Here is a 13,888-nt window from a genome sequence, read left to right as displayed (position 1 = left end):
GTCAGGAGCGCTTCGCCGGACTCTTGAGCCCGGGCCACACGGAACGGAGCGTGCCCGCGAGCTCCCGGAGCGCATCGGCCCGGGGGTAGCCCGGCCTCCAGACGAGGACGAGGGTGCGGCTCGGCACCGGGTCCGAGAAGGGACGCACCACGAGCTGGCCCAGCCGGTTCTCGATGGGCACCGAGAGCGAGGGCAGCAGCGTGATGCCGCTGTCCCCCGACATCACCATCTGCGCCAGCGTGGTGAGGCTGGTGGCGCGGAAGTCCACCTCGCGAGCCCCCACCCGCGTGCACAGGGCGAGCGCCTGTCCCCGGAAGCAGTGGCCGTCCTCCAGCAGGAGCACATCCTCCTCGTCCAGGTCCCGGAGCTGCACCTGCTTCTTCTTCGCCAGCGCGTGCCCCGGGGGTGCGGCGACGACGAACGGATCCTCCGCGATGACGGCGTGCTCCAGGTCACCCAGGTCGGCTTCGAGCGCCAGCAACGCCGCGTCCAGCCGCCCCTCTCCCAGCGCCTTCACGAGCAGCTCCGTCTTCTCCTCGCGCAGCCGGAGCTGGAGCCGGGGGTACTGCTTCGTCAGGGCGGGCACCACCTCGGGCAACACATAGGGCGCGATGGTGGGAATGACGCCCAGGTGCAGACTGCCCGCGAAGGGGTCGGACAAACGGGCCGCCGCGGACAGGATGTCTCCGGCCTCGGTGAGCACCCGGCGCGCTCTCGCCACCAGGTCCTCCCCGGCCGCGGTCAGCATCACCCGGCGCTTGTCCCGCTCGAAGAGCTTCACCCCCAACACGTCCTCGAGCTGCTGGATCTGCGCACTCAAGGCGGGCTGGGAGACGTGACAGTGCTCGGCCGCCCGCCGGAAACCGAGCAGGTCGGCGACGGCGACCACATACTCCAACTGCCTCAGGGAGATGTCGTTGATGGAGGGCATGGGTCTGGAGAACCGATAGCCCCAGCCTATCAATCCCATCGGAACGATGTCTTGGGCAACTCAGCGCGAGCTCTCTACTTTTCTCCCTGTCACGAACGCAGTGACGCCACCCCAGGAGAGAGCTCGCGTGTCCAACCGTCCCCATCTGACCACCGAGGCCGGCGCCCCCGTCGCCAACAACCAGCACTCGCAGACCGCCGGAGCCACGGGGCCGGTGCTGCTGCAGGACCACCACCTGCTGGAGAAGCTCGCCCGCTTCAACCGCGAGCGCATCCCGGAGCGCGTGGTGCACGCGGTGGGCTCGGGCGCCTACGGCTACTTCGAGGTGACCAACCCCGACATCTCGCGCTTCACGCGCATGAAGCTCTTCAACGCCAAGGGCAAGCGCACCGAGGCCTTCCTGCGCTTCTCCACCGTGGCCGGCTCCAAGGGTGCCCCCGACACCGCTCGCGACCCGCGCGGCTTCGCGGTCCGCTTCTACACCGAGGACGGCAACTGGGACCTGGTGGGCAACAACACCCCCGTCTTCTTCCTGCGCGACGGCATCAAGTTCCCGGACTTCATCCACTCGCAGAAGTACGACCCGTTCACCAACTGCCAGGAGCCCGACAACCAGTGGGACTTCTTCTCGCACTCGCCCGAGGCCACGCACCAGTTCACCTGGCTCTTCGGTGACCGCGGCATCCCCGCGACGCTGCGGCACATGGATGGCTTCGGCTCGCACACCTTCCAGTGGGTGAACGCCCAGGGCGAGCGCTTCTGGGTGAAGTTCCACTTCAAGACGAACCAGGGCATCCGCACGCTCTCCTCCGAGGAGGCCGCGACCATCGGCGGGAGGGATCCGCAGTACCACCAGCGCGACCTCTACGCGGCGCTCGAGCGCGGCGACTTCCCCTCGTGGACGCTCAAGGTGCAGGTCATGCCGGAGGCCGACGCCCCCACCTACCGCTTCAACCCCTTCGACCTCACCAAGGTGTGGCCCTACAAGGACTACCCCCTCATCGAGGTGGGCCAGCTGGTGCTCAACCGGGCCCCGGACAACTACTTCGCCGACGTGGAGCAGGCGGCGCTCGACCCGTCCAACTTCGTGCCGGGCATCGGCCCCTCGCCGGACCGCATGCTCCAGGCGCGCCTCTTCGCCTACGGCGACGCGCACCGTTACCGGCTCGGCATCAACCACACCCGGCTGCCGGTGAACTCGCCCAGGGGCGTGGCGGGCGGCGCGCGCAACTACGGCCGTGACGGCGCCATGAGCTTCGACGGCAACGGCGGGCGCAGCAGGAACTACGAGCCGAACAGCTTCGACGGCCCCGCGCAGACGAACGAGGACACGGGCCTCGGTGTGTCCCTCAGTGGAGCCACCGGCACCTACGTCTCCGTGCGGCACGCCGAGGACAACGACTTCGTGCAGGCCGGTGCCCTGTACCGGGTGATGAGCGAGGCGGAGCGCGAGCGGCTGGTGACGAACATCGCGGGCAGCCTCTCGCAGGTGAGCCGCGAGGACATCATCGCGCGCAGCATCGCCCACTTCCGCAACGCCGACGAGGAGTACGGCTCGCGCATCGCGAAGGCCGTCCACGAGCGCCGCCGCTCGCGCTGAGTCCACTCCCCTTCCCCACTCTCGAGGACTTTCCCATGAAGGCACAGACCCCTGATTCGCAACCGATGGTGACGGACAACGAGGTGTTGGAGCTGGCGCGCACGGCCTTCCAGCACGCGAGGGCCGGGGAGACGGCCCACCTGGGGAGGCTCCTCGAAGCGGGGCTGCCCGCCAACCTCACCAACGAGCGGGGCGACACCCTGCTGATGCTCTCGAGCTACCTCGGCCACGAGGAGACCACCCGTGTGCTCCTGAAGCACGGGGCCGACTCGGAGCGGCTCAACGATCGCGGGCAGACGCCGCTGGCCGGTGCCGCCTTCAAGGGCAACCTCGCCATCGCGCGGCTCCTGCTGGACCATGGCACTCGCGTCGACGGCACGGGGCCGGACGGCAAGACGGCCCTCATGTTCGCGGCGATGTTCGACCGCAAGGACGTGCTCGAGCTGCTGGTCGCGTATGGCGCGGAGCCGGAGCGCAAGGATACCGACGGGCGCACGGCGCTCGATTACGCCCGGGCCATGGGGGCCCGTGGCACCGCGGAACGGCTCGAGAAGTTGCGAGGGACGCGCGAGCAGCGGGCCTCCTGACAAAAGCCTCACACCGGCCGCCGCGCACACCGCACGGCGGCCGGACAGTCGCCGGAACCCGGCTTGACAAAAAATGCGCGCGCACGCACCTTGCTTGACGTGAGCTTCGTTTCCGCCATCACCACCACGACCACCACCGCCACTCTCTTCGGCGGGAGTGGATTCGTGCGCGCGTGATGAGCTGACGAACGCACGGTTCCCTGCCCCGCCTGTCCGGCCGGGGCGTCCGTGCAAGCGCTCAGTGCTCCGACCGGAAGGCCTCTTTTCCCGATTCGGAGTCTGAAATGCTCGAAGCACACGATCATCGTTCCCTCGGCCAGCGCCTGGACCTCTTCCACCTGCAGGAGGAGGCGCCCGGCATGGTCTTCTGGCACCCGCGCGGCTACCTGCTGTACCGCCTCATCGAGAACCGCGTCCGGCAGCAGATGCAACGCGATGGCTTCCTCGAGGTGAGGACGCCGCAAATCCTCGCCCAGCCCATCTGGGAGCGCAGCGGCCACTGGGACAACTTCCGCGAGAACATGTTCCTGCTCGTCGAGGACGGAGGGCGGCACTCGGCGGTCAAGCCGGTGAACTGCCCGGGCCACATCCAGCTCGTCCAACGCATGTCCCCCAGCTACCGCGACCTGCCCGTGAAGCTGGGCGAGTTCGGGCTCGTGCACCGCAACGAGCCCGGAGGAGCGCTCCACGGCCTGTTCCGCCTGCGCCAGTTCACGCAGGATGATGGCCACGTCTTCTGTGCCGAGGAGCAGATGCGCGAGGAGGTCTCCCGCTTCTGCCGCTCGCTCCACGCCTTCTACGCCGACTTCGGCTTCGAGGACGTGGAGGTGGCCTTCTCCAGCCGTCCCGCCCAGCGCGCCGGAAGCGACGAGATGTGGGACGTCGCGGAGTCGCTCCTGCTCGAGTCCGCGAAACAGGCGGGGCTCGAGTGCGTCATGCAGCCCGGCCAGGGAGCCTTCTACGCGCCCAAGCTGGAGTTCGTCCTGAAGGACCGGCTCGGCCGCAGCTGGCAGTGCGGGACGATCCAGCTGGACCTGGTGCTGCCGGAGCGGTTCGACCTCCACTACGTGGACGCCTCGGGACAGAAGCGCCGGCCGATGATGCTCCACCGCGCGATCCTCGGGAGCCTGGAGCGCTTCATGGGCATGCTGCTGGAGCACCACGGGGGCGCCCTGCCCGCGTGGCTCGCGCCGGAGCAGGTCATCGTGGCGTCCGTGGGTGAAGCGGCCGCGGGCTACGCCGAGCGCTTCGCCGCGAAGCTGCGCGAGGTGGGCTGCCGCGCGAGCGTGGATGCCCGCGGGGAGTCGCTGTCACGGAAGATCGTCGACTCGCACCAGGCCGGTGCGCCGTGGCTGGTGGTGGTGGGCAACCGCGAGGTGGAGAAGAACGCCGTCCGGCTGCGGCGGCGGGACGGGGAGCAGCGCGATCTGCCCTGGGACGAGGCGGTGGCGGCGCTCGTCGCCGAGTGCCGGCCGGCGGCCGCTGCGTGAGTGGAAACGGTGGAGGCGCCCAGGCGCCCGTGTCGTGTCGGGCGTGTCACGGCGCCTCCACCGTGGTCCCCCTCCTCGTCCACCACGTTCGCGGCTTGACGGGAACGCGAATGAGTCTGGAGCCCCGACGTGCGGGTGTGGTTGGCTGCGCCGCCTATGCCTGAGCGTGTGAGCAAGATCGCAATCGTCGGGGCCGGCGCGGTGGGGGCCACCATCGCCTATGCCAGCATGATCCGGGGCGTGGCCAAGCAGATCGCCCTCTACGACATCAGCCGGGACAAGGTGAACGCGGAGGTGCTGGACCTGAACCATGGGCTCCAATTCGTGCCCATGGCCACGCTGGAGGGGTCGGACGACATCGGCGTGTGCGCGGGAGCCGACGTGGTGGTCATCACCGCGGGGGCCAAGCAGAAGCCCGGTCAGACCCGGATGGAGCTGGCGGGCGCGAACGTGGAGCTGTGCCGCACGCTCGTGCCGAAGCTGCTGACCGTGGCCCCCAACGCGCTGCTGCTCGTGGTGACCAACCCGGTGGATGTGCTGACGTACGTGGTGCAGAAGCTGAGCGGCCTGCCGTCGAAGCGGGTCTTCGGCAGCGGCACCGTGCTGGACTCCTCGCGCTTCCGCTTCCTGCTCGCGCGCCACCTGAACGTGGCGGTGCAGAACGTGCATGCCTTCATCGCCGGCGAGCACGGGGATTCCGAGCTTCCGCTGTGGAGCTCGGCCACGGTGGGCGGCGTGCCGCTGCTCCAGTGGACGGCCCCGGGACACGCGAAGCTGACGGAGCAGGACCGCACCCACATCTTCGACAACGTGCGCAATGCCGCGTACCAGATCATCCGAGGCAAGGGCGCCACCAACTACGCCATCGGGCTGGCCACCGCGCAGATATTGGAGGCGGTGCTGTACGACGAGCAGCGGGTGCTCTCCGTGAGCTCCCGGTTGGACGGGTACCTCGGCATCAGCGACGTGTGCATGAGCGTGCCGAGCATCGTCAACCGCTCGGGCGTGGAGACGACGCTGGAGATCCCCATGAACGAGTCGGAGCGGGAGAGCCTGCGCCGGAGCGCGGATACCATCCGCAACGCCATCCGCACCCTGGGGTTCTGAAGCTCACCCGCCCAGCAGGCGCTGGTACTCCCGCTCACCGAGCCGGCGCATCATGCAGGCGTAGCGATCCTGTCGCCCCCAGGTGGTCTTGAGCGCCCCATTCCGGCCAGTCGCGCGGTAGACGTGTTTCCTCAGGACGACGTCATACGCGGATTGCCGCTCCTCGAAGGAGGACGGCACGGGGGCGAACCGCACGAGGCACCAGCCGCCGTCGATCTTCCGGACGTCGTGCCACTCGTCGAGCGCACGGCCCGGGAACTTCGCTTCCCAGGGCTCGCGCTCGTAGGCCCGGAGCAGCCCCGTACGCGGGCAGACGTACAGGCGGTCCCATCTGGAGCCCGACTCGAGCTCGATCGGTCTGCCGTAGGGTCCCACCTTGTAGATCCTGCCGTCGATCTCCTGGACCTGCCGCACCACGAAGTCCTCGAGATGCTCGAGGATGTGCTTCTTGATGGCGCTGTCGAGGGAGACGTGCGCGCAGATCTCCGAATACACGTCATTCCACGGACGGCCAACGCGCGAGTGAAGGAAACGCCGGAGCGGAGCCAGGTTCTCGTTGAAGCACTTGTAGGCGTAGCCACGCCCCATCGCCTCGCGCTTCGGGGCTTCCTCGAGATCGCCCCGGGTCCTCTTCAAACGGCCTCGCGGGTAGTGGCTCCCATTCCGCTTCGGAATTCGCATCCGAGGCCGCTCGACGATGACCTTGAACATGTCCTCACGCATGCAGGCTCCCCGCTGGTCCGCCGCGAGGGACGAACGAGCGGCCTGGACCTGACAGCGCCCCCTCGCGACCGGGCGCGAGCGGGTGTTAATCAACCCTCCTCCTCCAGGAGCCCCTCCTCGTGACGACCCGACCCACCGTGCTCGCGCGACTCTGCTTTCTCCTCCCGCTCACCGCTCTGGCCTGCAGTGGCGAGCGCATCACCTCGAGGCACGCGCCGACCTCCGGGTTCCAGGTCGTTCACAGCTGGCCACACGACCCCGAGGCCTTCACACAGGGGCTCGTCTACCGGGAGGGCCGACTGTACGAGAGCACGGGCATCCATGGAGAGTCCGAGGTCCGCGAGGTGGAGCTCGAGACGGGGCGCGTCCTGCGGGGCCACGCGCTGGCGTGGGAGCATTTCGGTGAGGGGCTCGCGCTCCTCGGCGGCAGGCTCTACCAGCTCACCTGGCAGTCGCACGTGGGCTTCATCTACGACGCCGAGACGTTCCAGGAGGTGGGGCGGTTCAGCTACTCCACCGATGGCTGGGGGCTCACCGACGACGGCAGCTCCCTCATCCTGAGCGACGGCACCAGCACACTGCGCTTCCTCGACCCCGCCACGTTCCAGGTGCGGCGCACCGTCACGGTCACCGACGGGAGTGCCGAGGTCTGGCAACTCAATGAGCTGGAATACGTGAACGGCGAGGTCTACGCGAACGTGTGGAAGCGCGACGTCATCGCCCGGATCGACCCGGCCACGGGACACGTGACCGGGTGGATCGACCTCACGGGGCTCCTCCGGCCGGAGGACCAGAGCGGAAACGAGGACGTGCTGAACGGCATCGCCTACGACGCGGCCAACGACCGGCTCCTCGTCACCGGGAAGCGCTGGCCGAAGTTGTTCCAGATTCGCGTCGTGCCCCGGTAGTCCGCCTCGGCGCTCGGCCTACCTGGCCGGGGCCGGCGAGGCGATGAGGAGGAGCTCCTCCTGCGGCGGGATGAGGTACTCCGCGCCCTTCTCCGTCACCACCGCCATCTCCTCGACGGAGAGCGTCTTCGTCTCGCCGGGAGTCGCGAGCTTCCAGGCGAAGAAGCCATCGAAGGCGAAGACCTGCCCGGGACGGATGGTCCTCGTGGCCCACCCCTCGGGCGGCTTGCCCGTCTGCGCCCCCGAGAGCGCCGGGCCCACGTCGTGCGCCCAGTAGCCCACCGGGTGTCCCGTCCCCCAGGGCACCGGCTCCGAGCCCACCTCGCGCATCCAGTCCCGCTGGGCCTTGTCCACGTCGTAGCCACGCACTCCCGGCTTCAGCGCCGCGAGCGCTACCCGGCTCCCCTTCTTGGACTTCTCCCACTTCTCCAGGGCCTCCTTCGGAGGCCGCGTCTCGCCCGGAGCGAGCACGTAGGCGAAGCGCTGGATGTCCGTCACCCACATGCCCTCCACCTGGATGCCGAAGTCCGTCTGGATGAAGTCGCCCGGTTGGATGACCCGGTCCGTGGCGTGCGAGTGGCCCCGGTCCGGGCCGGAGTTCACGTTGGGGTTCTGGTCCGGCTGCCAGCCGTCCCCCACGCCCAGCTCCGCCATGCGCTTCTTGAGGAAGCGCGCCACGTCCGAGTCCCGCGTCTTCCCCGGCACCACCGTGCGGTAGGCCTCATCCTGGAGCGAGGCCGTCAGCGCGGCGGCCCGGCGCATGATCTCCACCTCCTCGGGCAGCTTCACCGACAGCCACTCGAAGACGAGCTCCTCGGACGAAATGAGGCGGCCGCGCAGCGCGGCGGGCAGTGCCTCCACCAGCCGCTCACGCTGCGTGGCCGACAGCCCGTCCGCCACCGCCAACTTGCGCGAGGAGTTCACCGCGATGCGCCGCGGCTTCGCCTCGGACAGCCGCGCCGCGACCCGGGTGTAGAGTTCCACGCCCCGCTCCAGGGAGATCACCTCGTCGTGGGTGCCCACGTCCTGGAGCGCCCGGGCCTCTCCCGAGGGAGACAGCGCGATGGAGCGCACCCCCTCCTTCTGCTTCAGGAAGAGGAACGCGGCCGGGGAGCCCGCGTTCTCACAGCCGATGTGCGCGGCCAGTGGATCATTGGCGTTCTCCCGGCACAGCACCACCCAGGCGTCCACCTGCGCCCGCTCCATCGCGGCCGGGAGCAACTGCTGGATGCGGGCCTTGCGGATTCGTGGCCAGGCCCGTTGCGGCGGTGGCTCGGCGGCGTTCGCGGGAAGGGTCGTCAGAAGAAGGAGGGCCGACAGCAGGGCACGGCGCATCAGGATGGGGGCCTCAGTGGAAGAAAGAGGCCCCCATCCTCCCACAGCTCAGAGCACCTGTTGGAACGCGTTCTCCAGGCGCGCTCGCGGCACCGCCCCGACAATCTGCCCCACCACCTTGCCCTGCTTGAAGAAGAGCAGGGTGGGCACCGAGCGGATGCCGTACTGCTGCGCCGTCGCCTGGTTGTCATCGATGTCGAGCTTCGCCACCTTCACGCGCCCCTTGTACTCGGAGGCGAGCGCATCCACCGTCGGTGAGATGGCCCGGCACGGTGCGCACCAGCCCGCCGTGAAGTCGACCAGCACCGGCTCCTCCGCCTCCAGCACCTCGCGGCGGAAGTCCGAGTCATTCAAGTGGATGATGTCCTTTGCCATGGTGTTCTCCTCGTCTCCTGGAGCGCGGGGGAGCGGCCTCCATGGCCGCCGCCCGACCTCACATGGCAAGACTTAACGGCGGCACCTCGGGCGGACGAGAGCCCGGGACGCAATGGATTGTTCCGCGAAGAGCCCCATTCAGCGGCTGCGCCGCTCGGTGCGCCCTGGCGCCGCTGGAGGCACCGCGTTCTCCTCCCAGGGCAGCGCGGCGCTGCGCTGGGCGAGCATCTCCAGGAAGGCTCGCACCTTGGGGGGAAGCTGCCTGCTGCTGGGAAAGACCGCGAAGATGGGCAGGCCCGGCGGAGACACCTCCTCCAGCACGGGGATGAGTACGCCGGCACGCACGTCGTCCGCGACGAGCACGGTGGGCAGGCGCACCAGGCCGAGCCCCGCACGTGCCGCCGCGTGGCCCGCGCGCACGCTGGGCACCTGCAACCGGCCGTGCACTGGCACCGTCCTCGCTCCGCGCGGGCCCGAGAAGAACCACACCTCGTCCGTGCCCGGCTCCGCCACCAGCACGCACTCGTGCTCCGCGAGCTCGTCCGGCGACCGGGGGGTGCCCCTCCGGCTGAGGTAGGCCGGGCTCGCGTAGTAGCCGGTACGCACGTGACCCAGCCGACGCGCCACCAGGGATGAGTCCGTGAGCGGCCCGGTGCGCAGCGACAGGTCGTACTCCTCGGCCACCAGGTCCACGTGCGCCTGCGCCAGTGAGACTTCCACGCGAACCTGTGGATGCCGCAGCAGGAACTCCGCGATGACCGGCGCGAGCAGCTCGCCCAACAGCGAGAACGTGGCCACTCGCAGCGTGCCCCTCGGCGTGCCTCGTGAGTCGCTCAACGCCCGGTTCACCTCGCGCGCCTCGGCCACGAGCCGCGCACAGTGCGCGTGGTACTCGCGCCCTGATTCGGTGAGTCTCAGTCGTCTCGTGTTGCGCTCCAGCAGCCTCGTGCCCAGGCGCTCCTCCAGCGCTGAGAGGCGCCGGCTCACCGTGGACTTGCGCAGCCCCAGTCTCGTGGCTGCCGCGGTGATGCCTCCCGCACTCACCACCTCGGCGAACACGAGCATGTCATCGAGTAGTGGGGGCGTTGGGGACACGGAGAGCGGGACCTATGGGTTCTTCACGGGTTCAACCTGGGATGTGCATACCCTCACCCCGTCCCTCTCCCAGAGGGAGAGGGGAGATGGGGGAATCAGCGGGTCTCGGTGCTGCTCGCCTTCGCGGGTGCCTGTGCTCCGCTGTTCGCCAACCCGTTCAGGTACGTCAGCGCCATCTTCAACTGGTGGTCCGCCAGTTTCGTCGCCACGTCCCACTCCTTCATCTCGGGCAGCCCCTTCGGCTTCGGTGTCCCCACGGGCTCGCTCACCACCGCCGGCTCCGCCTTGAAGTGCCTCTCCAGGTCCTTTTCCCTCGGCTGGTCCTTCTCCCCCTTCCCTCCCGGCTTCTCCGGCACCTGGTAGTCCGGGGTGATTCCCTTCTCCTGGATGCTCCGCCCCTTCGGCGTGTAGTAGCGCGCGATCGTCAGCTTCAGCCCCGAGCCATCCTCCAGCTCGATCACCGTCTGCACGCTCCCCTTCCCGAAGGTCTGCGTGCCCAGGATCGTCGCGCGTCCGTGGTCCTGCAACGCCCCCGCCACGATCTCCGACGCCGACGCGCTCCCCGCGTTCACCAGCACCACCAGCGGATAGTTCGGCTCCGTGTCCCGATCCTTGCTCCGCTCCTCGCTCCCTCCCGCCCCGTTGCGCCCCCGCGTGCTCACGATCGTCAGGTTCCCCGGCAGCCACAGGTCGCTCACCGCCACCGCCTGGTCCAGCAGCCCTCCCGGGTTGTTGCGCAGGTCCAACACCACCCCACGCAACGGCTTGCCCCCGTTCAGCCCTCGCAGCCGCTCCAGCTCCTTGCGCAGGTACTGCGCCGTGCGGTCCTGGAAGTTCTTCACCTTCAGGTGCGCGATGCCCCCGTACAGCGCCCCCTCCACCGAGATGATGCGCACGTGGTCCCGGATGATGGCCAGCTCGCGCGGCGCGCTGAAGCCCTCGCGCATGATCGTCATCAACACCCGCTTCCCCGCCGGGCCCCTCATCCGCTGCAGCACGTCCGCCAGGTCCATCCCCTGCGTGCTCTCGCCGTCGATCGCGACGAGCTCATCCCCCGCCCGGATTCCCGCGCGCGCCGCCGGCGCGTCGTCGATCGGCGCCACCACCACGATGGCGTCTCCCTTGCGCGCCACGTCGATGCCCAACCCTCCGAACTCGCCCGAGGTGTCGATCTTCATCTCCTTGAAGACCTCGGGCGGCATGTACAGGGTGTGCGGATCCAACGTCTCCAGCATCCCCCGGATGGCCCCGTGCATCAGCTTCTTGCCGTCCACCGGCTCCACGTAGTTGTTCTCCACGTACGAGAGCACCCGGGCGAACACCTCGAGCTGCTCGTACGTGGCGGTATTGGTGGAGTCGGTGGAGGACTCGCGTCCTTCGGCCCGCGCCGCGGGAGCCAGGAACAGCAGGCCCGCGGCGAGCGCCGCGCGCCAGGAGTGCAGGGAGCGCATGGGCCAGGACTCTAGCACCCGGCCCGCGCTCGGACCCTCTACAGCCCCGTGGCGTCGGCGAACTGGATCAGCTCCGACACCAGCTCGTCTGGCCGCTCCACTTGCGGAATGTGGCCGAAACGCTCCACCACCCGGACCCTCGCGTGCGCCGGCAGGTGCGAGCGGAAGAAATCCAGGCTTTGGTGGGGCAGCAATTTCTCACTCCCACCCCACACGAACAGCACGGGCATGGGGAGCCCCTTGAGCACCTCGGGTTTGAGGTACTCGCCCGTGGCCAGCGCGTCCGCGCTCAGGGCCCGCACCGCGGGTGTGGAGTAGATGCCGCGCAGCATGTCCGCGAACAGCATCATCACCCACGGCGGGCGGTGGAAGAGCCGCTTGGTGAGCGCGCGCGACTGCTCGGCGGTGCGCACGTCCATGGACTCCAGCACCTCGCGGATGAGCTCGTGGCCCACGTCCGCTCCCGCTGGCGCCACCAGCCCCAGCGCGCGCACCAGCTCCGGGTGCTCCGCCGCCAGCTGCACCGACATGGCCCCGCCCAGCGAGTTGCCCACCACGAACGACGGCCCCCCCACCACCTTCCGGAGGTACTCCACCAGCATGCCGTACTGTCCTCGCACGCACGTGGGCCCCAGGCAGTACTCCGGCGAGAAGCCGTGCCCCGGCAGGTCCACCGCCAGCACCCGCTCGAAGCGCTTCGCCAGTCCGAAGAAGACGCGCGCGAAGCCGTTGGCCGTCCCGCCCAGCCCGTGCACCAGGACGATCGTCGGCCCCTTGCCGCTCCCCTTCAGCTCGTAGTGGTGGAGGCGCTGTCCGCCCACTTCCACCATGTCCGACCGAACTCCGCGCGCCACCAGCATGCGCCGGGTGACTTCCTGTAGTCCTGAGATGAGATCCACGGGCGGAAACTAACCGCCCTCATGCCGCACCGCATCATCCAATGCTCGCCCACCCGCCAGGGCGCCGGGTCCAGGACAGCTCCCCTGGCGAATCGTGAACGGAGGGCGCCCCCTACCCCGGCGAGCCCCCGAGCGTGATGCGCCGCCCCTCCACGTCGCTGCGCACCGCCGCCTCGATGACCCGAATGACCTGGCCCGCGCTCTCCGCCGTGACCGGCACCGGCCCCTCGCCAGCGATGGCCCGGGCCAGCTGACGGTAGAAGTGTCCGTAATCGCCCGGGAGGGTGGGCACGGTTCCCCCGCGACCCAGCCGGCCGTACCGCTCCGCCGGTTCGAGGCCCCACCCCGCCGAGCCCGGCCTCAGCCCCGCCTTGAGCTGCTCCTCCTGCGGGTCGAGCCCGTACTTGCTCCAGGCGTCCGCCTCGCCCTGCAACACGAAGCGCGGCCAGGGGTCGTGCACCACCGAGCCCGAGTGCAGCAGGACGCGCAGCTCGCCATAGCGCAGCACCAGGTGGAACCAGTCCGTGGCCCGCGCTCCCGAGCGCTGCCGGCCGAGGTCGGCGCTGACGGACTCGGGCAGGCCGAACAGCTGCAGGGTCTGATCGATCAGGTGGGCACCCAGGTCCCACAGCGTGCCGCCACCGGGGACGTCATCCTCCTTCCAGCGCTGCTTCACCTGGGGCCGGAAACGATCGAAGTGGCTCTCGAAGCTGAACAACCGGCCGAGGCGTCCCTGCTCCATCAACTGGCGCACGGTCAGGAAGTCGCCATCCCAACGCCGGTTGTGGAAGACGGTCAGACACAGGCCGCGCTCGCGGGCCAGCGCGTCCAGGCGCAGGGCCTCGGCCGAGTCCAACGTGAAGGGCTTCTCCACCACCACGTGCTTGCCCGCCAGGAGTGCCCGCTCCGCCAGCGCCCCGTGCGTGTCGTTGGGCGAGGCGATGATGATCAGCTCCAGCGCCGGGTCCGCCAGCAGCTCGTCCTGGGAGAGCACGCGCACGCCGGGCCAGTCGCGAGTCACCTCCTGGACTCGGCGGGAGGCGACGGCGGCCAGGGTGAAGGCGGGCTCCGCGGCGAGCAGCGGCGCGTGGAACTGCGCACCGGACAGGCCGTAGCCGATCAGCCCCGCCCGGATGGGGGAACGAGTGGAAGTCGCGGTCATGCGCCTCGTTCTAGTGGAGAGTCCACGAAGTTCGTGGAGATAGTCGTGTTGCGCATGCTCCCTCTCCCTCTGGGAGAGGGCGGGGGGTGAGGGTCTTCACCCGCGTTTTCCTCGCCCCGACTTACATCGTGGCATCCACGCAGCCACACGATCCAGGCGGAAGACCCTCACCCTAGCCCTCTCCCAGAGGGAGAGGGGACACACACGGGTCCTCGGAATCCGTCC

At 69.3% G+C, this 13,888-nt stretch carries 13 protein-coding genes; 5 read left to right on the top strand and 8 right to left on the bottom strand.

The genetic code is table 11. From position 1 onward, the window contains the following. Position 1 precedes the first annotated feature (1 nt). Entirely contained in the window at positions 2 to 931 is a 930-nt protein-coding gene (locus tag JRI60_RS12355) for a LysR substrate-binding domain-containing protein (protein ID WP_204226047.1), read from the bottom strand. A 127-nt stretch (positions 932 to 1,058) separates the two neighbouring features. Between JRI60_RS12355 and JRI60_RS12350 the strand changes: the two genes are divergently transcribed. From JRI60_RS12350 to JRI60_RS12335, 4 genes are all read left to right on the top strand, one after another. Continuing rightward, a complete protein-coding gene (locus JRI60_RS12350) occupies positions 1,059 to 2,531 on the top strand; it encodes a catalase (protein WP_204226046.1) in 1,473 nt (490 codons plus the stop codon). 35 nt (positions 2,532 to 2,566) lie between these two features. After that, entirely contained in the window at positions 2,567 to 3,118 is a 552-nt protein-coding gene (locus JRI60_RS12345; RefSeq protein ID WP_204226045.1) for an ankyrin repeat domain-containing protein, read from the top strand. A gap of 284 nt (positions 3,119 to 3,402) precedes the next feature. Beyond that, positions 3,403 to 4,608 (top strand): threonine--tRNA ligase, encoded by a 1,206-nt coding sequence (gene thrS / locus JRI60_RS12340; RefSeq protein WP_204226044.1) that lies wholly within the window; start codon positions 3,403 to 3,405, stop codon positions 4,606 to 4,608. Between the two features lie 168 nt (positions 4,609 to 4,776). After that, positions 4,777 to 5,715 (top strand): L-lactate dehydrogenase, encoded by a 939-nt coding sequence (locus JRI60_RS12335; RefSeq protein WP_239470477.1) that lies wholly within the window; start codon positions 4,777 to 4,779, stop codon positions 5,713 to 5,715. 3 nt (positions 5,716 to 5,718) lie between these two features. Here JRI60_RS12335 and JRI60_RS12330 read toward each other — a convergent pair whose 3' ends face one another. Next, complete coding sequence (locus JRI60_RS12330; RefSeq protein WP_204226042.1) at positions 5,719 to 6,438, bottom strand: hypothetical protein; 720 nt, start codon at positions 6,436 to 6,438, stop codon at positions 5,719 to 5,721. 119 nt (positions 6,439 to 6,557) lie between these two features. On the opposite strand from JRI60_RS12330, the gene JRI60_RS12325 reads away from it, so the two are divergent. Further along, entirely contained in the window at positions 6,558 to 7,346 is a 789-nt protein-coding gene (locus tag JRI60_RS12325; protein WP_239470476.1) for a glutaminyl-peptide cyclotransferase, read from the top strand. Between the two features lie 18 nt (positions 7,347 to 7,364). Here the strand turns inward: JRI60_RS12325 and JRI60_RS12320 are convergent, their stop codons facing one another. From JRI60_RS12320 to JRI60_RS12295, 6 genes are all read right to left on the bottom strand, one after another. Next, positions 7,365 to 8,681 (bottom strand): M24 family metallopeptidase, encoded by a 1,317-nt coding sequence (locus JRI60_RS12320; protein ID WP_204226041.1) that lies wholly within the window; start codon positions 8,679 to 8,681, stop codon positions 7,365 to 7,367. Between the two features lie 48 nt (positions 8,682 to 8,729). Further along, positions 8,730 to 9,056, bottom strand: coding sequence for a thioredoxin (gene trxA / locus JRI60_RS12315; RefSeq protein ID WP_204226040.1), 327 nt, complete (start codon positions 9,054 to 9,056; stop codon positions 8,730 to 8,732). Between the two features lie 138 nt (positions 9,057 to 9,194). Continuing rightward, entirely contained in the window at positions 9,195 to 10,151 is a 957-nt protein-coding gene (locus tag JRI60_RS12310) for a LysR family transcriptional regulator (protein ID WP_239470475.1), read from the bottom strand. Between the two features lie 95 nt (positions 10,152 to 10,246). Next, positions 10,247 to 11,602, bottom strand: a complete 1,356-nt coding sequence (locus JRI60_RS12305) for a S41 family peptidase (protein ID WP_204226039.1) — start codon at positions 11,600 to 11,602, stop codon at positions 10,247 to 10,249. 38 nt (positions 11,603 to 11,640) lie between these two features. Continuing rightward, positions 11,641 to 12,501, bottom strand: coding sequence for an alpha/beta fold hydrolase (locus tag JRI60_RS12300; RefSeq protein WP_204226038.1), 861 nt, complete (start codon positions 12,499 to 12,501; stop codon positions 11,641 to 11,643). 112 nt (positions 12,502 to 12,613) lie between these two features. After that, positions 12,614 to 13,663 carry an oxidoreductase gene (locus JRI60_RS12295; protein WP_204226037.1) on the bottom strand — a complete coding sequence of 350 codons (1,050 nt, stop codon included), beginning with the start codon at positions 13,661 to 13,663 and terminating at the stop codon, positions 12,614 to 12,616. Positions 13,664 to 13,888 lie beyond the last annotated feature (225 nt).

This window comes from Archangium violaceum, assembly GCF_016887565.1.
In the GTDB taxonomy this organism is placed as follows: domain Bacteria; phylum Myxococcota; class Myxococcia; order Myxococcales; family Myxococcaceae; genus Archangium; species Archangium violaceum_B.
The sequence above is the reverse complement of the archived record's forward strand: the minus strand, read 5'-3'. Positions and strand labels throughout refer to the sequence as shown.

What these genes read in the sequence shown, in the direction of transcription:
- JRI60_RS12330 (WP_204226042.1), bottom strand. Translation starts at nt 6,438, where the DNA reads ATGCGTGAGGACATGTTCAAGGTCATCGTCGAGCGGCCTCGGATGCGA.
- thrS (WP_204226044.1), top strand. Translation starts at nt 3,403, where the DNA reads ATGCTCGAAGCACACGATCATCGTTCCCTCGGCCAGCGCCTGGACCTC.
- JRI60_RS12320 (WP_204226041.1), bottom strand. Translation starts at nt 8,681, where the DNA reads ATGCGCCGTGCCCTGCTGTCGGCCCTCCTTCTTCTGACGACCCTTCCC.
- JRI60_RS12355 (WP_204226047.1), bottom strand. Translation starts at nt 931, where the DNA reads ATGCCCTCCATCAACGACATCTCCCTGAGGCAGTTGGAGTATGTGGTC.
- trxA (WP_204226040.1), bottom strand. Translation starts at nt 9,056, where the DNA reads ATGGCAAAGGACATCATCCACTTGAATGACTCGGACTTCCGCCGCGAG.
- JRI60_RS12295 (WP_204226037.1), bottom strand. Translation starts at nt 13,663, where the DNA reads ATGACCGCGACTTCCACTCGTTCCCCCATCCGGGCGGGGCTGATCGGC.
- JRI60_RS12345 (WP_204226045.1), top strand. Translation starts at nt 2,567, where the DNA reads ATGAAGGCACAGACCCCTGATTCGCAACCGATGGTGACGGACAACGAG.
- JRI60_RS12305 (WP_204226039.1), bottom strand. Translation starts at nt 11,602, where the DNA reads ATGCGCTCCCTGCACTCCTGGCGCGCGGCGCTCGCCGCGGGCCTGCTG.